The following is a 20,490-nucleotide window of genomic DNA, read 5'->3' on the forward strand; positions in this document are numbered from 1 at the left end:
ATAATAAAGAGAAAAAGAGCCAACTTGGCATTTTTTTGAAAAATACCAAGTTGGCTCTTCGTTATTTTGTAAACTTCACTTTTAGTTGAACTATTTCAGACTGAGTACCAATTCTTAGGGGCGTTCCCCAGAAACCATATCCTGACGTGACTATCGAATGTAGCTGTCCTTTTTTTAGATAGCCCCAATCATTTTCATAAATCTTATTTGTTATTAAATTAGCCGGAAACAATTGTCCACGGTGAGTATGTCCGGACACCATCAGGTCTACTCCATTATTTTCGGCAACATCCAAATCATACGGCTGGTGGTCAAGGAGAATAACTGGTTTTGATAAATTCACTTGTTTCATTAAATCGGAAAGCTTCATCCTAACCACATCCTGATAACCGCGGTCTTTTCTGCCAACCAAGGTAATCCCATTATCTAAAATAATTACTTCATCTGCCATTAGCCTCATACCACTGTTATTAAAAATTTTAATCAGATCAATCCCAGGGTCCTCCCGGTCATGATTCCCCATAGAGGCATAGACCGGCGCTTTTATCTTTTTCAAAATATCCGGAATCCCTTTATCGAGAAAAGGATCCACATCATCATCAATAATATCCCCTGGAAACAGCACAAGGTCAGGTTTCAACGCATTGATGTGCTTAACGAGGTTTTTAGCATGGTTTGCCCCCGACATTTCACTAAAATGCATGTCGGACGCCATGACAATGTTAAGACTTTTTACCACTTCCACCTGCTTCGGAATGTTGATTTCATAGGTTCTTACGACGGGAGTAAAGGCATTGTATAAGCCTAATGTAAATAATCCTGCAATAATCAATACAGTGGTAAAACCGGACCATTTTACAGCTTTTTCCCTTTTGATACGTGAAAATCTTGTAAGAAAAACAAAAAGGTTTACTATAGGAAGCAGCAGAACAGCATAATAAAAAATCCCCAGCCAAATCCCGCCAAGCCACGTAAATACTGCACTATCATCTAAAAAACGGGCGTACACAAAGGTATAGGCAACAAAAATGAGGACCAGCCAGTAGATAAACATTATACGCTTTTTTCCAACAATAAATGTTTTCAGCCATTTCCATCCATTCCAGACGATATAGAATAAAAGTAAATTATAGATGACTAATACTCCTGCAAAAAACCCCACACACGATTCCCCTTTACCATACGAAAATACTAATTCTATTAGACCTTATTTAGGATAAATTGACAACTTTTAGGGTGACGGACACATTTTGGGCATAAATATATGTGTTAGTCGTTAGTATTTCGGGTATTTTGAAGGAGATTGTCGAAATGAATAGAATGATAATACAGAGTTTAATAAAAGGAGGAAAAAAGTATGAAGAAAAAAATGTTGGCCCTTATTTGTGGTGGATTTATTGCTCTTTCCCTTTTTGCTGCACCCGGTAATCCTGTAAAAGCAGCGGAAGATGAGGATTGTACTTGTCATAATGTTACTCTTATTTACGGGGTACAGAAAAACAAAATAATTGCTAATTTAATCAGCAGTCAGGAATTTAAAAATGCAAAACTTTCTATTATTAAGGATGGAGATAACTGGAGAGGGATAAATAACACTGAAGTATTCGTACATAATTCTTATGGAATTACAATAGTAGGGGTACCTTTTATAGATCAAGACGGCACAATTATGATGGCAACTTTCTTTGATGGATTCTTTATGGGTTCTGCACCAAGAGATGAATAGGGTTTATAATTCCTTCCCAATTTCATTTATTGGGAAGGAATTAATTTAATTTTATTGTATTTCTCCATCAATAATTGTCATTTCAACCGAAGTTTGCAGCAGTTCATCCGGGTCTTCAAGTTCGAATAGATTTTTCGAGTAAACTGTCATATCCGCCAGCTTTCCTCTAGAAATTGTTCCTTTTAAAGTTTCTTCGTTGGTAGCGTAGGCACCACCAACCGTAAACAATCTCACAGCTTCGTGTATAGATAGCTTTTCTCCGGCATTCCAACCTTCATGGGAATCCCATGGGGCTCTCCGAGTTATCGCTGAATGAATACCTAATAAAGGGTCCACAGGTTCAACTGGGGCATCAGAACCGCCTGCACAAATGACACCTGCCGCAAGCAGCGATTTCCATGCATATAAATACTGCTCCCGTTTATCCCCTAATCTTTCTTTAATCCAAGGATAATCTCCGACCACAAATCTCGGTTGAATATCAGCAATCCGGCTTGGTGCCGCTAGTCTCTTAATCAAATCCGGCCTTACCAAAGAAACATGGATAATCCGGTCACGATACTCGACCGATGGGAATTGCTCAAGCACATCCAGAACATTTTCCAATGCTTGATCACCAATGGTATGTACAGCAATTGGCATCCCATATTCCCTTACGTTTTTCACAATCTCATATAGTTTTTCTTGGCTAAGCATTGCATCCCCATACACACCAGGTTGATCATGATATGGCTCAGATAATAGCGCCGTTCTTCTGCCAAACGCGCCGTCTGCGAATATTTTAATAGAGCCGATTTGCAATTTCTCATTCCCGTAACCGGCATACATTCCCTTAGCTTTCAAAGCCTGAAGGTAAGGATAATCGATCAATAGATTGCAGCGTAAGGCTTTTCCTTCTTGATTAATTAATTCATCATACATTCTATAGGTATGCTCTAATCCGCCAAAAAAGGCTGGATCATTCGTGTGAACACTTGTTAACCCTTTTTTTACAGCAAAGTTCATTGCCTTCTCTAAACCGCTTTTTAACTCTTCATAGCTCTTATCCGGAATGTGTTTGGTAAATAGTTTAGATGCTGATTCCAAAATCATTCCTGTCGGTTTTTTCGTAATAGGATCTAATACAACCGTTCCCCCGGCGGGAACCTCAATGGTAGGGTCGTAAGCAGACACTTCAAGAGCCTTACTGTTTACTAGAAAGGCGTGGTGGCAAATCCGTTTTAAATAAATTGGACAATGCGGTGCTGCATAATCCAGTTCTTCAAGCGTCGGAATTCCGCCTTCGGTAAACAAATTCTCATCCCAACCCATTCCGACCAGCCATTTTCCAGGCGGAACGCTGTTTGCTTTTGAACGGAGCTTATCGAGCATTTCTTGTTTTGACTTGACCCCCGTTAAATCAAGATCTAAGAAATTAAAGGCCACGCCAGAAAGATGCAGATGACTGTCAATCAGTCCGGGAGTAACCGTCCTCCCTTGCAAATCTACAACATGAGACCCATCTCTACCCCATTGAAGGGTCATTTCAGCATGAGTACCCACATCAAGAATTCTTCCATTCTCCACTACAACTGCCTCTGCCAAGGGCTGCAGTTCATCCAGCGTATAGATTGTTCCGTTCGTGAAAATTGTCTTCGCCATACAAATATTCCTCCAAAAAAACTGTTCTAACTCTCTTTTTATATAATACCAAAGCCGACAGTGAAATGACCTATTTTTTCATAGTCATTTCACTGTCGGCTAGTTAATGTATTTGATTTATTAACAATTATCCAAATTGCCAAACACTATGTGTCAGATTTCCATAACGGAAGCTGCGATGCATCAATTTTGCTTTTTGCTCATTGTCTGCCGCACCCATTGCGTAAAACAACGGGATAAAGTGTTCTCTTCCATACGGAGGAACGGCATATTCCGCATTTGGAGCTAAGGTATCATAATGGAATAATGAGTCTAGATCCCAATGGTTCAGATGGTAGGCAAGCCAATCTTCAAATTCAAGAGCCCATTGGTCCACTCCGCTATCTGCCCAATTGACGGCTCTTAAGTTATGCGAAGTCCCCCCGCTGGCGATGATTAAGATATCTTTTTCTCGTAGCCCGGTCAAGGTTTTGCCGATTTTATACTGTTCTTCAGGAGACAGGCGGGAATTGACCGACATCGCAATAACAGGAATATCAGCGTTCGGATACAGCATCCGAAGGACAACCCATGAACCATGGTCGAGGCCGCGCTGCATTTCAGTTTCAAACGGAACCTCATTGGCAGCAAACAAATCCATTATTTCTTGCGAAAGTTCATGATTTCCCTGGGCAGGATATTGAATCGTATATAATTCAGGAGGAAATCCTCCAAAATCATAAATGGTACTATATTGTTCAACATCACTTACTTTTTGCAAACGGGATTCCCAATGGGCTGAAAAAATGACAATAGCCTTAGGACGAGGAAGATTTTTCCCTAATTGATTTAAAAACTGTGTGTATTCATTGTTTTCAATCGCCAGTAATGGAGCGCCATGTGCGATAAATAATGATGGAAGCATTATGATTCCTCCTTTAATTAAGCCGCTTTTCTAATATTAGTGTCTTTCTTTTCTTTATTAAATAATAGTTGGTCGAGAGCGAACAACTTGCTGTCATTGATGGCGATTAATAATGACATCGCTAGAAACGCTAGTTCTAATTCATAACCGGCACCTTGCCCATTTCCCAAAAAGCCGCCTGCTAATTTAACTTTAATAATGGCACCAGCCATTAACAATACAAATAAAGCGGAAACGATTCTGCTTCCAAATCCGAGAATTAAGGCGATCCCCCCTACTACTTCCAGTAGCCCTACACCGTATGCCATGAAACCTGGCAGACCAATACTTGCAAACCAGCCGGCAATATTTTCGATTCCGCCTTGAAATTTTACCAATCCGTGGACAAAGAACGTTGCTCCTAAAACTACACGTAAAATGAATGTACTTACCTCGTATTTTTTTAACATTTTCTCATCTCTCCTATTATGTTTATTTTTCTAGTTTGTTTACTAACCATTTTGTAAAATCTTGTTGATTTTTTAATGTGACAGTATGACCCGCCGGATACGTGTGGAAATTGACTTTTGCTCCCAAACTTCTAAAGTATTCCTCGTTTTCAACACCCCATTGGTAGGGCAGAATCTGGTCAAATTCACCGTGGGATATAAACAGCGATAGTTCATCTACCCGGTTCTTTTCATATTCTTCTTTCACAAATCCAGGAATGTACCCACTTAAAGCGGCAATGCCTTTAAAACGGTTACCCAGCTTTATTGCGAGGGACATCGAAAGAATTGCTCCCTGACTAAAACCGGCCAAATATAGTTGATTTGGATCTACTGGATATTCAGTCAAAACATCATCAATAAAATTGGCGATCTTCCTTACTGTCTCATCAAAAATATCGCGGTGCGGTTTTCCAAAGCCTTCAATCGTAAAAAACGCGAAGCCAGGTGGCTGCACTAATGGACCACGAATACTAAAAATGAAAAATTTCTCTTCCAAACCGGCAACTAATGGCAGCAAATCTTGTTCATTACTGCCCATTCCATGCATCAAAAATAAGGCAGGATAGGATTTATCGGGATCTACTTGCCCAGGCTTAAGAAGTACGTAAGTCAATGATGATTTCAATGCCGTCACCCTTTCTATAAATTTAAATTATTGATATCTATAGGTTGGCTATAGACGTAAATACTAATCCTAAAGAATTGAGAGTCAGTTTATTTGAATAATAAACAAAGATTCATATAAGAAAACTAAAATACAAAAAAATAAATGTGTTTCTTAATATGAACTTTTGTTATTTATAAGATAACAACAGATTTTATAGATTGTCAATTATTTTTTTGCTAATATATAAATAAGTTCTATATAAGAAAACGTTGGAGGTGGAAAAATTGGATATTGGATCGAAAATTCGCGCCATCCGAAACAGAAAAAAGATAACAATTGCCCAAATGTGTGAAGGCACAGGTCTTTCAAAAGGGTTTATTAGCAATGTTGAAAATAATAACACCTCTCCATCAATAAATACTTTGCAAACGATTGCTAATTATTTAGAAATCCCATTACCTTATTTATTATTAGAGAAAAAACAGCACATGCGAGTTGTCAAAAAAAATGAGCGGACCTATTCCTCTTTTAATGAGTTGAAAATCGAGCATATCGCATCAATTGGCGGATTGAGATTGATGAGTGTGGAGTTTCCCCCCGGAGCATCAATGGGGGAAGCAAATGCCCATGAGGGTGAAGAATCACATTTAGTCTTAGAAGGCAAGGTCCTTGCTGAACAAGGCGAAGATTCCTATATGTTAGAGGAAGGCGATTCCTTTAGCTGGAATGCAAGTGTCCCGCATTTTGTTAAAAATATCGGAGATCAAAAAGCAGTCATCCTGATTGCAACTTATACTGACTCTGAACATAATCGCATTTTTTAAAAAAGAAACCTCAGGATCATAAAATCTTGAGGTTTGCTTTTTCTGTTATATAAATGGATTAAGCTATGACGTTCTTTAATGTCCCAATATTCTCAATCGTGACTTCCATTTCATCACCAGTTTTCAACCATATCTGCTCATTCTCCGGCAATCCTAAAATAACTCCTTCAGGTGTTCCAGTGAAAATTAAATCTCCTGGTTTCAAGGTCATATGCTTGGATATGTAACTTACGATTTTCGCACAATTAAATATCATATGTTTTGTATTGGATGATTGGCGGACTTCACCGTTTACCTTACATTCAATGTTTAGATTGAATGGATCAACTTCTTCCGCTGGGACAACATACGGTCCTATCGGAGCAAATCCGTCTGGCGATTTCCCAATCAGCCACTGGCCAGTCAAAAATTGCAGGTCACGGACAGATAGATCATTTCCTGCTGTATAGCCGAAAACATAGGATAGAGCTTCCTCTTCTGATACATCCTTTGCCTCTTTCCCTATCACCATAACAAGCTCTGCTTCGAAATCAAATTTTTCCCCAACTTTAGGAAGTGGGATATTTTCACTGTGTGCTGCTAAAGCATTGTTAAATTTACTAAATAGAACAGGGTGCTCAGGTACATTTACCAACTTTGCTTCCTCTACGTGGCTTTGATAATTCAGGCCTACACATATAATTTTTTCCGGATTCAGTAATGGCGGTAGAAATTCGATTTCTGCTTCATTTAAGTAGTTTTCTGAGTCCGTGCTATTGATGATTTCTTTCACAAGTGACAGACTGTTTTCATTTTTTACTAAATCTTCGAGATTTAAATCAAGCCCTGATTGATTTAGGTCAAGGATGCCATTGTCTGTCTTCACACCAAGCCTGACTTCATTGTCTTTTTTAAAGGTTAGTAATTTCATATGTAACTCCTCTCTCCTGAAAAATATATATCTAACTTTAAGTATTACCGAATTGTCGAAATTGTCAAGAAAATGTCATGATAAGTTTTATAAGCTCATCTGGATTTTCGTACATACTCATATGTCCGGCGTTTTTTATTACAGCTTGCTTGATGTTTGTTCTTGAAACCGAAAAAGTTTTTTCAACTGGGACAATTTGATCCTGCTCTCCCGCAATTAATAGGACAGGTACCTCGGTATTTTGTAATACATGATTGCGGTCAACGCGATTTTTCATCGCTAAAAGCGTATCCATTGCCCCTTGTGGTGAAGTGGTGCAGCCAATTTGTTTTGCTTTTTCTACATAGCTTTCATTTAGATTTTCCGGTGAGAAAAGCTTCGGAACCAACCCATCAATAAAAGTATGTATGCCTTCGTCCTTTATTTTTGCGACGCCTGACTCTCTTCCCTTTTTCGCTTCATCTGTATCCGGGAAGGCAGTAGAGTGTACAAGGGAAAATCCATTTAAATAGGAATTAAATTTTTCCGCAAAGGCAACCGTTATGTATCCGCCTAGGGAGTGTCCGAACATCGATACCTTCTCAATGTTTAACGCATCTAATAATTCTTTTATTTTATCTGCAAGGTCGTCTATTGAAAATCCGGGCTTTAGTGGTGAAGATTGCCCATGCCCTGGCAAATCAGGGGCGATGACACGATAATGTTTGGCCAACTCATGAACTACTTTTTCCCAATACTGAGAACTTCCGCAGAAACCGTGTAGAAGGACAACAGGATTCCCATCGCCTTCGTCTATGTATGCTAGTGTGGATTCATTTAATTGATGTTTTTTTAAATTCATCAGTTTTCACCTTTCCTTTTTGTATATTTATCCCATTAAATATTCTGGATTTATAGTTCATTTCCTACCCCTGTAAAATAAAAAAGAGAGAGATTTATTTATCCCTCTCCATCTAACTAATATGTTCTTCAGTGTCTTCGCTTGGACTCAATAAAGCTCTTTTATTTTGAATTTTTGTCAGGTTTGATCTTTTAAGAAGATAGTTCATATGGTCAACGGGCATCGCCCCGTAACCCTTTCCTTCCCCCAGTGTAAATTGAACGGTTACGCCATTATTTGAAATGACCGTTAATAAATCTGCGGAGTTAAACAAACCTTGTGCACCTTGAGAAATTTGAAACTTGGCACCTTCTTCAATAGGCATTTCGTCTCTCCTTTGAATCTTAATCTCCCTAACATTATGCCAAGTATTTTTTTATTCATACATATATTTTCCAAAAACAGATACGTCTTTGGTACTGAATTTATAAGGCTGGAATTATTCGTAAAATTCTAGATTGGGGAGTTATGAGCCTTTCATTACGACTGAACCGTCATCAAGAATCAGTCTTCGGGAGTTATAAGCCTTTCATAACGCCCCAACTATCATCAAGAATTAGTCTTCGGGAGTTATGAAGCCTTTCATAACGACTGAACTATCATCAAGAATCAGTCTTCGGGAGTTATAAGCCTTTCATAACGACCGAATCATCATCAAGAATTTGTCTTGGGTCGTTATGACCCTTATCATAACGACTGAACAAAATAATAAAACCCTGTTAAGGTCGTTATCACTACAGATAACTCCCTAACAAGGCTTTAAATCAAAAATTACTCATCTTCCTCTTCCGCTTCCATCATTTCTTCAAAAGCAGCGACAACTTTATCAAATTCCTCGTCACTTTCAATGGCTGAAAAATCGCCATCTTCATCGACCTTTAAGAAAAAGATATCAATATCTTCTTCACCGGCCTCAAGGATATCCTCCACAAATCCAACAGCCACATAATCAGTTCCCTCAAGTGTCATGACTCCGAGAACTTCAACTTCCTGCCCCTCTTCATTTTCATCATCACTGATTGTAAAAATTTCGCCTACTTCAACTTTAGTCATCGTAAATTCCTCCCAATAGAAAAATCCATCCTTAATCATTATCTCATTAAGGATGGATTTTAAACAGCATTATATTAAGCCAAGCATTCTGACGGTTTGTGTAATAACGAACGGAACGATAATGGCAATCACTGTCGGAATAAGGAACGATAGGAAAGTCCATTTTTTACTTTTCGTTTCTTTATAGACATTCAGAAGTGTCGTCCCGCAAGGATAATGCAGTAAAGAGAATAACATCATATTTAAAGCCGTCAGCCACGTCCAGCCATGGTCCACTAAAATCTTTTTTAAAGCAACTAGACTATCAACCTCTGTTAACGAACCGGTGGATAAATAGCCCATCAGTAAAATCGGAAAGACAATTTCATTGGCCGGCAGTCCGAGGATAAAGGCCATCATGATATAGCCATCTAGCCCAAGCAGCTTTCCGAATGGATCTAAAAACTGAACGGCGTACATTAAGATGCTGGTGTCACCTATATAAATATTGGCAAAAACCCAAGTTAGGATTGCGGCAGGCGCGGCTACCTTCACTGCTCTTACCAAAACTGACCAGGATTTTGTCACCGAGGAGCGAATCACCGTATCAAAAATTTTCGGCTTGCGGTATGGAGGCAGCTCCAATGTGTAATGTGTTGGAACCCCCTTTAAAGCTGTTTTGGATAAAACCCAAGAGACAAAAAAGGTAACAATAACCCCAAACATCACTATTCCTATCAGGACACCAGTTGTAACGAGGGATTTCACTCCTCCTGTATAACTGGCTGCCATGAACAATGAGGACAGAACAATCAGCGTTCCCCAGCGCCCGTTACAAGGGACAAAGTTATTTGTTAAGATGGCCAGCATCCGTTCGCGCGGCGATTCTATGATTCTCGTTGAAATTACCGCTGCCGCGTTACAGCCGAAGCCCATAGCCATTGTAAGTGACTGTTTTCCATGAGCCCCAACCCTTTTAAATAACCGATCCATATTAAAGGCAACGCGCGGCAGGTAGCCGTAATTTTCCAACAAAGCAAACGTTGGAAAAAAGATCGCCATCGGCGGCAGCATGACGCTGATTACCCAAGTTGTGCCGCGGTATAAGCCAAGAACCAGAATCCCATTCACCCATGCAGGAGCATGAATAAATGTAAAAAAGCTAGTTATATATTTTTCAAGCGAGCCAAAGAACTCTGCCAGCATCGCAGAAGGTATGTTGGCCCCTGCTATCGTGATATAAAAAACCAAACCAAGCATGGCAATCATAATCGGAAACCCAAGGATCGGTGAGGTAAAAATGGCATCCAATTTTTCCGTCCTAAGGTCTCGATCGGATTTGGTATAAGAAACACCTTCGCGGCATAATTGATGGCTTCGATCATAAAGTTGCTGAACGATATCGTCCCGCATCTTTGCCGTCGACAGCTGCTGAGCCTCACTATAAAGCTCTTGAATGTCCATTTACCTCACCCCTTCAGGTACGAACCGCTTATTTAATTCATTCAATAGGGCCTCATCCCCATCAAGCAGACGTAATGATACCCAGCGCGACGAAATACGGTCGCCAACCATCTCACGGACTTTTGGTTCAATTTTTCGAATTTGTTCCTCAATTTCATCTGAGTACTTCATCTGTGCCGGATGGCATTCAATTGCACCAGTTATAATGCGGTCAATTGTATCCAAAAGCAGCGGAAAACCTATTTTGTTACGGGCAGAAATTTTTATCACGGGTACTCCCAAACGGTTCATCAGCAATTTTTCATTAATCTTGATGCCTTGTTTTTCTGCTTCATCGATCAAATTAATGCAAATCACTACATTCTTGGTCATTTCCAATACCTGCAGGGCGAGATTCAAATTCCTCTCAAGAGAAGTGGCATCTAAGACTACCAGAGTAACATCCGGCTTTTCAAAGACGATGTAATTTCTGGCCACTTCTTCATCCTTGGAATTGGAAAAAAGCGAATACGTTCCCGGCAAGTCAACCAATTGAAATACCTTATCCTTAAACGGGATACTTCCCTGAGCCATTGAGACGGTTTTCCCAGCCCAGTTTCCTGTATGCTGTCTAAGACCAGTCAAGGCATTGAACAATGTGCTTTTACCAGTATTCGGATTACCAGCCAAAGCAATTCGATATTCATTTCCCACTGGAAACCAGCTCCCCTTCAATTTTCGCACTTTCCTCTTTGCGAAGGGCAATGGTCGTTTGACTGACTCGAAAAGCAATCGGGTCGCCTAACGGACTTTTGCGAACAACCTCAACCAATGCACCCGCAACAAACCCTAAATCTAATAATCTTCTTCGCATTACACCTTCTAGATTTATAGAAGTAATTTTTATAATATTTCCTTTTTCACCATTAACCAACTTAACAAGTTTTGGCTCATCCATCACTCTTGCACCACCTTCAAAGTTTTTACCTCGTGCAACTTTTTGTTAATTATATGATAAAGATTCTAATTTTGTCATCAAATTTGCAAAAATTCCGCAATAAAAAAAGCACCATTTCCATTACTGGCAATAAGTGCTTTAAATAATCGTATACGTAAGCCATTCTTCCGGCATGAGCGCTTGATATTTCCGCTGTAGAAACCGGTCGTCAACAAGGACGATGGTGCCCTGGTCTGTTTCTGAGCGAATCAGCCTGCCGCCTGCCTGCATTACCTTGTTCATCCCTGGGATAACATAGGCATAATCATAGCCATTTTTATTTTTTTTGAAAAAATGATTCTTGATGAGATTCCGTTCAAAACATAGCTGAGGCAGCCCAACACCTACAACGACCACTCCATTTAACCGGTCTCCTTTTAAATCAATGCCTTCGGAAAAAATACCGCCCAGGACTGCAAAGCCTACTAATGTTTGCTGTAGATCTGGTTTAAATTCAGCTAAGAACTCTTCTTTTTGTGCTTCCGTCATGCCAGTTGATTGTAAAATTAATTTCGTTTTTTCATTGAACTGTCGAAACTGTTCATAAACCGTCATCATGTATTGGTAGGAAGGAAAGAAAATTAGATAATTCCCCTCTTGGTTTTGTGTTAATGAATATATTAATGAAGCGATTTCGCCAGCCGTTTGTTCCCGATCGTTGTACCTTGTCGATAAAGGTTTTATATAAACCTTAGATTGCTCTTTGGAAAATGGGGATTTGACTGCCAGCTTATAGTCGTCTACTTCACCACCAAGAATGTCCTGATAATAGGACATTGGTTCAAGCGTTGCCGAAAAGAATACTTTGGAGCGAAATCCTTTCCCCATTTGCTTAAGTAGGTTTGAAGGATCAATGCAAAATAGCTTGACCATTACGTCGTTTTTATTCCTCTCTCCATAGATGATATAATTCTCATCCAGTAATTGGAGAATTTTCAGGAAGGATTGAACTTGAAAGTATGCATCTAATAATGTTGGAGTGCTTCCTAATGCCAAAACCTTTTCCGCTTCTGCTACAAATACCTCCATTAGTTCTGAAAAGGGTTCGTCCAGTTTTTCCAACACAAATTCAGTCTTATTTTCTTTTTTTAAAGCAATAAACCAGGCATTTATTTTATTGGCTATTACATAGACAGGTCTATTCAGTTCTTTGAATTCACGTTTTATTTGCAGAAACATGTCTTTATTGATGGTAGCCGAAAACATTTCCCGGCCGCGGTCATCGAGATTATGGGCTTCGTCCACCAATATTGTCGTGGATTTCTTTTGCTCTTCATACAATCTTTTTAATGACACCTGGGGATCAAAGATATAATTATAGTCGCAAATGATGGCATCTGCTGCATAGGCAAGATCAATCGAAAACTCAAACGGACAAACCGTATGTTTTTGGGCATATGCTTCTATTACATTGCGTGTCAATTCGTTTTCATTCGTCAAAATATCAAGAATGGCATCATTAATCCGGTCATAATAGCCGTTGGCAAACTCGCAATATTCCTTTTGGCATTTGGTTTCCTCTTTAAAACAAACTTTGTCCTTCGCCGTAATCGTGACACTTTTCACGCATAGACCGCTTCTGCGCATTTGTGCGAATGCCTCTTCAGCCGTTGTTCGGGTAATCGTTTTAGCTGTTAAATAAAAGATCCTATCTAGGTGGCCTTCACCTATGGCCTTTACGGATGGAAACAGGGTTGAAATGGTTTTGCCGATTCCGGTGGGAGCTTTGGTGAACAGATTTTTCCCTTCTGCAATGGTTTTGTAAACAGCACCAGCTAATTTCCGCTGGCCTTCCCGGTAAGATGGGAATGGAAAGCGCAACTCTTTACTGGTTTCATTCCTTTTTGAACGGTGTATTGCCTGACAGCTTGCATAGGGTGTATAGCTTTTAATAACGTCGAAGACAAATCTCTCTAGTTCCTCTGCCATGTACTTTCTTTTAATATGTTTCTTTTCTTCGGTATCAACCTGGACATATGTAAGCTGAACATCAATTTCGGTTAGCTGATGATCCATCAAGTACATATAGGCATACATTTTAGCCTGTGCCCAGTGGACCGGAGAGCCCTCGCCTTCTAGTTCATCAAAAGGGTGGGAAAATGATTTAATTTCATCGATGGTTACCTCTTCACCATCGAAAAGCAGCCCATCGCAGCGTCCATCAATAACATAATGAAGTCCTTCGAAAGGGATCTCGGTACGAAGGTAGACTTCCTTCTGGTCACCTTCCTTATATGTCTTTTGTATTTTTTGATGGGCTCTCGTCCCCTCTAAAAGCGTTGATGTCGAACGAAACCGCGAATCAATGCTGCCGCAGCGAAAGACATATTCAACGAGGGTTCTAACTGATATACGGATTTCTTCCACGGAATCACCGGCCTTTAGAAAACAGAATGTATGTTTGTATCTTCATTATAACAAAAAACTCCTCATGTTGAGGAGTTTTAAGAACGAATCTGCCCATTTCCGCGTACAATTGCTTTTGATGTTGTGATGGCTTTAAGGCCCATCGGTCCGCGGGCATGCAGCTTTTGCGTACTAATGCCGATTTCGGCGCCATAGCCAAATTGCTCACCATCTGTAAAACGGGTTGAAGCGTTATGATACAGCACAGCGGCATCAACGGCTCGGAAAAATAAACTAACGTTATCATCATTTTCGGTAATGATCGCTTCCGAATGCTTCGTTCCATATCGATCAATATGGTCAATCGCTTCTCGCACATCACCAACCAGCTTTACCGCAGCAATTGGAGCTAAAAATTCAGTATACCAATCGTTTTCCTCAGCAGGCTTCACAAAAGCATTCGCTCCCGCCAATACCTCATCCCCCCGGAGCTCTACTCCTTGGCGATGAAGAGCGTCTAATAATTCAGAAGCATAAGGCCATTTCTCATGAATTAGAATCGTTTCTGCTGCGTTGCAAACGGAAGGGCGGTGCAATTTTGCATTTATGGCAATCTGGATGGCCATTTCCTTCTCAGCCGTTTCATCAATAAATACATGGCAGTTGCCGACGCCTGTTTCCAACACGGGTACAGTTGCATTTTGAATGACAGATTGAATAAGGCCGGCCCCGCCGCGCGGGATGAGCACATCCAAGTACTGATTAAGCCTAAACATTTCTGAGGCTGTTTCCCTGCTGGTATCCTCCAATAACTGCACGGCATCCGCTGGAATCGCTGTTTCGGCCAAGGCAGCACGCATGACGTGAACAAGTGCCTTATTTGAATTCAGCGCGGATGAACTTCCTCTCAACAAGACAGCATTCCCTGCCTTCAAGCAAAGACTAGCCGCATCCACCGTTACATTTGGCCGTGCTTCGTAAACCATCCCAATAACGCCAAGTGGAACACGGACTGTTTCAATTTGCAAGCCGTTTGGTCGTTCCCAAGATTCGATTACTTCTCCGATAGGGTCCTCGAGACTAATAACCTGCCGGATTCCATCAACGATTTGATCGATTCTCTCAGAAGTTAGGAGCAGGCGGTCTAAAAGGGACTCAGATAGACCATTAGCCTTGCCAGCTAGTATATCCTTTTCATTTTCTTGAAGAATCCATTCCTTTTCCTCAGCAATGCGAGCAGCCATTTGGCCTAATGCATCATTTTTCTCACTAGTTGAAAGCATTCCTAATCTCTTTGAGGCAGCCTTTAGCAGCTTTGCCTTTTCGATTAATTCACTCATTCTATTCACTCCTCCCGTAAAATAACCCAATTATCACGATGAATCACTTCTGCACGCTTATTGATGGAATAAATCTTCGATTGTTCGCTTGGCAGCCCTTTTACTTTTTGTAAATCCTGTGAGGAAAAATAAATTTGCCCTTTTCCGATGGTTTTCCCCTTTTTGTTCCGGACCTCGACCACATCCATAGCGTTAAAATCACCAATGACGTTTGTAACCCCAACCGGAAGCAGGCTTTTCCCTTTTTGCACGATTGCTTGTTCTGCCCCGTCGTCCACTTCAATGACTCCGCCAACCTGTGAATGATAGGCAATCCATTGTTTTCTCATTTGCATTTGTGTTTGGAATGGTCCGCCGAGATACGTTCCATCCCCTTTGCCAGCTAGAATGTCTAACAATTTTTCCGGCCCCGAACCAGTTCCGACAAACACACTAACACCAAGCGACAATGCTTTTTTTGCAGCCAGAAGCTTGGATTTCATCCCGCCAGTCCCCAATGAAGAACCGCTCCCGCCTGCCGCTTCCAGCATTTTCTCCGATACCTCAGGGATGAAATGATATTTCTTGGCATCCCTTGAGACTTTCGGATTCCCGTCATATATACCATTTACATCCGTTAAAATAATCAGGGCATTAGCATGAAGAAACCCGCTGACCAGCGCGGAAAGCATATCATTGTCACCAAATGTCAGCTCATCAATAGATACCGAATCATTTTCATTGATGATTGGCAGCATTCCCCGATGAAGCAGCTCGGTCATAGTGGAAAATAGGTTTTGAAACCGGATCTTACTGTAAAAATCCTCCCGGGTTAATAACATTTGTGCTGGCACAATTTGAAATTGTTGAAAAAGCTGGATGTACTGCTGCATTAACAGGCCCTGTCCAACTGCTGCTGCAGCCTGCTTGCCGGCCACTGTTTTTGGACGAGCAGGATAACCAAGTGAACCAAAACCGGCCGCTATTGCACCGGATGAAATAAGGATGACGTCATGCCCTTGTTTTTTTAATAGGGCAAGTGCTTCCACATGATCGCGCATTTTTTCTTCTGAAATTGTCCCAGCCGGAGTCGTCAAAGAACTGCTACCAATTTTCACTACCACTAATTGTTTCTTCATTTTTAAACCCTTCTTTTTGAAAAAATAAAAAAAACGATTCTTCTGCCCTTATACAAAGGACGGAAAAATCGTTTCCGCGGTACCACCTTATTTGATGCCATGCACCCACTTGAAACCTTAACGCGGACTAGACGGCTTATGTTTGCATAAGCAGCATTCATTAGGGCAGGTTCAACCTCTTCCCGTGAGAAACCTTCCAGCCTTTAGGGTTTCACTCTCTTGCACGTTCCAAAAATTTACTAGTCCCTTGCTTTTAATATAATTTCTTTGATTATCTTAGGAAAAATAGGAAAAGTCAATAGAGTTTTTTGAAAATTTGAAGTAATATTAAAATGAAGTAAAAATTAAGAAAATTTATAATTTTTAATCTATATAATACTTCTATACTCGAAATAATGGTAAAATAAAAACTACAATACATTGTTAAAAATGTAAAGGAGCGTACTAAATGGAGCAAAAGAACCAAAATAATCTGCTTACATATGCCCTGATTGGAATGTTAACAACCGCTGTCGTACTGGCTTTTGCGAGACTTTCATATGGGGTGATACTGCCATTTATGCGGGATGGATTAAACCTGTCATATAAAGAGGCAGGCTTACTAGGAACAACTACCTCACTTGGGTATTTAAGCACACTGATTTTCGCTGGCATTCTTGCGTCTAAATGGGGCAGTAAAAGGACCGTTTTACTCGGTATTTCATTGGTTACAGCAGGACTTGCAGGGCTTTCTTTAGTCAACTCATATTTGTTAGCCTTTTTGTTTATGCTTTTATTGGGGACTGGTACTTCGTTTACCTTTACTCCCTTGATCACTTTGCTCGTTGCCTGGTTTCCACAGAAAAAAGGAATTGTCATTGGTTTAACAACTAGTGGAGCGGGAATCGGTATCCTTTTTGCCGGTATGATTGTTCCGTATCTTAGCAGTATTAATGGCGAAGCCGGCTGGAGATGGGCATGGGGGATTTATGCGGCAATCGGCCTAATGGTTGTCATATTAACGATGATTTTCATTAAAAACCCTCCTGCAGAGCCTGTATCTGAGCATCAGCAGCAAAAGACACCGGCAAAGGAAATCTATAAAAATCCCAAAATAATTAATATTGGCTTGATCTACGGTGTCGTAGGGCTTACCTATATTGTTCAGGTTATTTTTATTATGAGTTATATGATAGATTCGGGACTAAGCGTCAAGTTTGCAGGACAGCTAATGGCTTTAAACGGGGTATTATCAATCTTCGGTGGTCCGTTTTGGGGATTTGTTTCTGACAGGTTCGGCCGGAGAAAATCGTTAATCCTGACAATGGGATTGACCATGCTCTCGATGCTCCTTCCTGTACTCTTTCCTACACAGCTTGGCTTCACTCTTCATATCGTTATTATGAGCTGCACCTCCACCGGTCTTTTTACCTTAACGCAGGCAGCGAGTATGGACTATGTTAAGCCTTCTGAGATGCCGATTGCGTTTAGTTATGTCACATTCTATTTCGCTGTCGGCCAATTGGTCGGACCCACCATCGCAGGCTGGTTGATTGAAGATTTGGGAGGCTTTAAAACAGCGTTTATTTTTTCAACCATTTGCTTGGCTGTTGGAATTATTTTAACTTTGAAGGTTAAAAATCCGGCACAAAATGAACAGATAGTAACGAATTTAAATACAGATTTTAAAGAGCGAGTGAGTCCGTAATAAAAAGTATCAATTGATGCTTAGGCTGTCGTGAAACTATGACAGCTTTTTATTTTATTCACTTTCTTTAATGATTCACCGCGTTAATTTATTATAATATTATTAATATAAGGTTTTTCAATAAGTCTGTTGATTGGCGCTCCAGGCACTTCGCTTTCCGCAGGCGTGACGGGGAGCCTCCTCGGCGCTTCGCTTCTGCGGGGTCTCCCCTGCCCCGTACTCCCGCAGTAGTCTTCGTGCCTTCCGCGCCAATCAACAGGTGAATTCAATTAAGTCCTTCAACTTCAATAAAATAAGTGGTGAATTTAATGTTTAAGCCAAAAGAATATAGCCAAAGGAAAAGGTAAGGCTAAATCGCTTATCTAAATCAGGAAGAATGCTTTATAAATATAGAAAGAACATGGGCTTCGCTATTGCCGGCTACGGTGATTAAATAATGTAAGAGAACAGGCTCTTCCTACTGCGGCCTGCCAAAATATAAAAAAGATTGCAATACACTTATCAAGGATGGAAAATGTGTGTTGCAATACTTAGGTTGATTTGCCTCCCTGTTGATTGGAGCGGAGGGCACTCGTCTCCTGCGGGATATAGAGGTCACTGGAGACCCCGCAGGCGCCAAAGCGCCGAGGAGGCTTCAGGACCTCCCCGCGGAAAGCGAGTGTCCGAAGCGGAAATCAACAGGCCCATTAGCAGGGTTAAACAATAAAAGTTTGGTAAATTAGGTTTGGACAAAATAAAAGATTGCCGAGAAAAATACCCTTTCTCGACAATCTGAGCATCAATTGATGCTTTTTTATGTTCATTTATACTGTTTCTATTTCCTTTTCCAGTTCCTTCATTAATTCTTGGCGTAATTTATATTTTTCAATTTTGTTTGTCGGTGTCCTTGGAATGTCCAGGGTAAAGCGGATATGCTTCGGCCACATATATTTCGGCATTTTATCCTTCACCCAAATCCTTAATTCTTCTTCATCGATTTCTGCACCATTTTTCTTCACCACATAAATAGCGACGTCATCTTCATCACCGACTTCAGCCGGTACAGGAAAGGCGGCACATAAATCAATATCAGGATGGCTGTTGATAATATCCTCCAATTGATAGGAGGATATTTTTTCACCGCGGCAGCGAATCACACCGCCAAGGCGGTCGACGAAATAGTAAAAGCCGTCTTCACCTAGATATGCGGCATCTCCGCTGTGGAACCAAAGATTTTGAAAAGCATTTTTGGTCGATTCAGGCTTGTTGTAATATTCGGACAAGACAAGATGCGGCAGACGCGGGCGGAAGGCAATTTGTCCTACTTGCCCGACAGGAACCTCCTCATCTTTTTCATTCAAAACAATGACATCAAAATATTGGTTGGGTTTCCCCATGAACCCTTTATTTAATTCTTTTTTGCCGTCAATAATCGGAACTTGCTCCTTTTCGCAATTCGCAATAATCTCCTTTCTTGAAAGCCCTTTATAAAGGTGCATTGGGGTACCTTCACCCTCTTCTGTTTCCAAGATAATGCTGGACATAGGCGCTCCGGCTTCCGTCTGTCCAAACCCGGCTGTGACGATATCAAACCCGAATCGTTTGGCTACCTCATTGTGATATTTTGGCAGCGGCTGCATGTGTACTTTATTGAGTGTATTGAACCTGTCGTTTTCTGATGGTTTTGCATTCATCAGCCAAGGGATCATGACATCAAGTAAAATTGCTACACTTGCCCCTGATTTTTCAATCCTTGTCCAGAATTGATTAGGGCTGAATTTATCCCAGATCGCGACCGCACATCCTGCATAACAGGCTCTGGCAATATTGGCAAATGCACCGCCGACGTGATACAACGGAAGATCGTTATATACAACATCCTCTTGCGTCAAACAAGAGCGTAATCTTAATGTATAGCCATTCACCCATCGATGGGACTGAACGACTCCTTTAGCCGGTCCAGTTGTTCCGGATGTATAAATGATATTGGCAATGTCATAATAGTTTAACTCGATATTGAGATTATGTGTTTCAGCCTGCAGCATTCGGTCAAAGGAAATTTCATTAAAAACCAGATTTAACGGGATATCCGCCATTTCCGCTATATAATCATGATCGCCTTCTTGGGGATTGAAGACAACGGTTGACAACTGTTCCACTTCTGAAGCAATTTCGTTTAAAATTGGTACCATTGAACGCTCGGTAAAAAGTACTTTTGGCTGGGTATCGTTTAACTGATAACTGAGCAGCCTTCCGCGGTAATTAAAATTAATCGGACTAAAAACAGCCCCGCATTTCCAAATTCCAAACATCACCATGGTAGTAACAAGAGGGTTTCTTAAAAAGACCGAGATTCGATCCCCCTTTTGGACTCCCCTGGCTTTTAAAGAATGGCCAATGCTATTGGAAATCTGATTGAATTTTTGATACGAAATTTTTTTATCTGATTCCCCGTAATAAATAAAGGTATTCTCCCCGGCTGTTTTCGCCCAATATTCTAGACATTTGGGCACGACTTCCTCACGGGAAGATAATTCATTTAATAATTCTGTCTGATTCATCTCT

At 40.7% G+C, this 20,490-nt stretch carries 19 protein-coding genes; 3 read left to right on the forward strand and 16 right to left on the reverse strand.

From position 1 onward, the window contains the following. Positions 1–61: 61 nt before the first annotated feature. Positions 62–1,162, reverse strand: coding sequence for a metallophosphoesterase (locus ACZ5B7_RS14150; protein WP_464494239.1), 1,101 nt, complete (start codon positions 1,160–1,162; stop codon positions 62–64). A 195-nt stretch (positions 1,163–1,357) separates the two neighbouring features. On the opposite strand from ACZ5B7_RS14150, the gene ACZ5B7_RS14155 reads away from it, so the two are divergent. Beyond that, positions 1,358–1,726, forward strand: coding sequence for a hypothetical protein (locus ACZ5B7_RS14155; RefSeq protein ID WP_464494240.1), 369 nt, complete (start codon positions 1,358–1,360; stop codon positions 1,724–1,726). 51 nt (positions 1,727–1,777) lie between these two features. Here ACZ5B7_RS14155 and ACZ5B7_RS14160 read toward each other — a convergent pair whose 3' ends face one another. The 4 genes from ACZ5B7_RS14160 to ACZ5B7_RS14175 all read right to left on the reverse strand — a co-directional run bounded on the left by ACZ5B7_RS14160 (position 1,778) and on the right by ACZ5B7_RS14175 (position 5,396). Beyond that, positions 1,778–3,367, reverse strand: coding sequence for an amidohydrolase (locus tag ACZ5B7_RS14160; protein WP_464494241.1), 1,590 nt, complete (start codon positions 3,365–3,367; stop codon positions 1,778–1,780). A 127-nt stretch (positions 3,368–3,494) separates the two neighbouring features. Beyond that, a complete protein-coding gene (locus ACZ5B7_RS14165) occupies positions 3,495–4,271 on the reverse strand; it encodes a DODA-type extradiol aromatic ring-opening family dioxygenase (protein ID WP_464494242.1) in 777 nt (258 codons plus the stop codon). A 17-nt stretch (positions 4,272–4,288) separates the two neighbouring features. Beyond that, a complete protein-coding gene (locus tag ACZ5B7_RS14170) occupies positions 4,289–4,720 on the reverse strand; it encodes a DoxX family protein (protein WP_423802401.1) in 432 nt (143 codons plus the stop codon). 22 nt (positions 4,721–4,742) lie between these two features. Then, positions 4,743–5,396: an alpha/beta hydrolase gene (locus ACZ5B7_RS14175; protein ID WP_464494243.1), complete on the reverse strand. Its 654-nt coding sequence runs from the start codon at positions 5,394–5,396 to the stop codon at positions 4,743–4,745. A gap of 257 nt (positions 5,397–5,653) precedes the next feature. Between ACZ5B7_RS14175 and ACZ5B7_RS14180 the strand changes: the two genes are divergently transcribed. Then, entirely contained in the window at positions 5,654–6,193 is a 540-nt protein-coding gene (locus ACZ5B7_RS14180; RefSeq protein ID WP_464494244.1) for a helix-turn-helix domain-containing protein, read from the forward strand. A 58-nt stretch (positions 6,194–6,251) separates the two neighbouring features. Here ACZ5B7_RS14180 and ACZ5B7_RS14185 read toward each other — a convergent pair whose 3' ends face one another. The 10 genes from ACZ5B7_RS14185 to proB form a co-directional block, all read right to left on the reverse strand. Further along, positions 6,252–7,103 carry a fumarylacetoacetate hydrolase family protein gene (locus ACZ5B7_RS14185; RefSeq protein ID WP_464494245.1) on the reverse strand — a complete coding sequence of 284 codons (852 nt, stop codon included), beginning with the start codon at positions 7,101–7,103 and terminating at the stop codon, positions 6,252–6,254. 64 nt (positions 7,104–7,167) lie between these two features. Further along, a complete protein-coding gene (locus ACZ5B7_RS14190) occupies positions 7,168–7,944 on the reverse strand; it encodes an alpha/beta fold hydrolase (RefSeq protein ID WP_464494246.1) in 777 nt (258 codons plus the stop codon). 112 nt (positions 7,945–8,056) lie between these two features. Further along, positions 8,057–8,308: a hypothetical protein gene (locus tag ACZ5B7_RS14195; RefSeq protein WP_464494247.1), complete on the reverse strand. Its 252-nt coding sequence runs from the start codon at positions 8,306–8,308 to the stop codon at positions 8,057–8,059. 446 nt (positions 8,309–8,754) lie between these two features. After that, on the reverse strand, positions 8,755–9,036 hold the full coding sequence (locus ACZ5B7_RS14200) for a DUF1292 domain-containing protein (RefSeq protein ID WP_464494248.1): 282 nt from the start codon (positions 9,034–9,036) through the stop codon (positions 8,755–8,757). A gap of 69 nt (positions 9,037–9,105) precedes the next feature. Continuing rightward, positions 9,106–10,479 (reverse strand): nucleoside recognition domain-containing protein, encoded by a 1,374-nt coding sequence (locus tag ACZ5B7_RS14205; protein WP_464494249.1) that lies wholly within the window; start codon positions 10,477–10,479, stop codon positions 9,106–9,108. Continuing rightward, entirely contained in the window at positions 10,480–11,172 is a 693-nt protein-coding gene (locus tag ACZ5B7_RS14210) for a FeoB small GTPase domain-containing protein (protein ID WP_464494250.1), read from the reverse strand. Further along, entirely contained in the window at positions 11,162–11,416 is a 255-nt protein-coding gene (locus ACZ5B7_RS14215; protein ID WP_464494251.1) for a FeoA family protein, read from the reverse strand. The genes ACZ5B7_RS14210 and ACZ5B7_RS14215 overlap by 11 nt, the downstream gene beginning before the upstream one ends. Before the next feature lie 138 nt (positions 11,417–11,554). Further along, positions 11,555–13,822: an ATP-dependent DNA helicase gene (locus ACZ5B7_RS14220; RefSeq protein ID WP_464494252.1), complete on the reverse strand. Its 2,268-nt coding sequence runs from the start codon at positions 13,820–13,822 to the stop codon at positions 11,555–11,557. Between the two features lie 77 nt (positions 13,823–13,899). Next, positions 13,900–15,141, reverse strand: coding sequence for a glutamate-5-semialdehyde dehydrogenase (locus ACZ5B7_RS14225; RefSeq protein ID WP_464494253.1), 1,242 nt, complete (start codon positions 15,139–15,141; stop codon positions 13,900–13,902). 5 nt (positions 15,142–15,146) lie between these two features. After that, positions 15,147–16,259 carry a glutamate 5-kinase gene (proB, locus tag ACZ5B7_RS14230; protein ID WP_464494254.1) on the reverse strand — a complete coding sequence of 371 codons (1,113 nt, stop codon included), beginning with the start codon at positions 16,257–16,259 and terminating at the stop codon, positions 15,147–15,149. Positions 16,260–16,707: 448 nt separating this feature from the next. On the opposite strand from proB, the gene ACZ5B7_RS14235 reads away from it, so the two are divergent. Continuing rightward, the gene (locus ACZ5B7_RS14235) at positions 16,708–17,946 is read left to right on the forward strand and encodes an MFS transporter (RefSeq protein ID WP_464494255.1); all 1,239 of its coding nucleotides are present in this window, start codon (positions 16,708–16,710) and stop codon (positions 17,944–17,946) included. 803 nt (positions 17,947–18,749) lie between these two features. Here the strand turns inward: ACZ5B7_RS14235 and ACZ5B7_RS14240 are convergent. Next, on the reverse strand, positions 18,750–20,486 hold the full coding sequence (locus tag ACZ5B7_RS14240; RefSeq protein ID WP_464494256.1) for an AMP-binding protein: 1,737 nt from the start codon (positions 20,484–20,486) through the stop codon (positions 18,750–18,752). Between the last annotated feature and the right edge of the window lie 4 nt (positions 20,487–20,490).

The sequence above is a fragment of the Neobacillus sp. S1115 genome, from assembly GCF_055385565.1.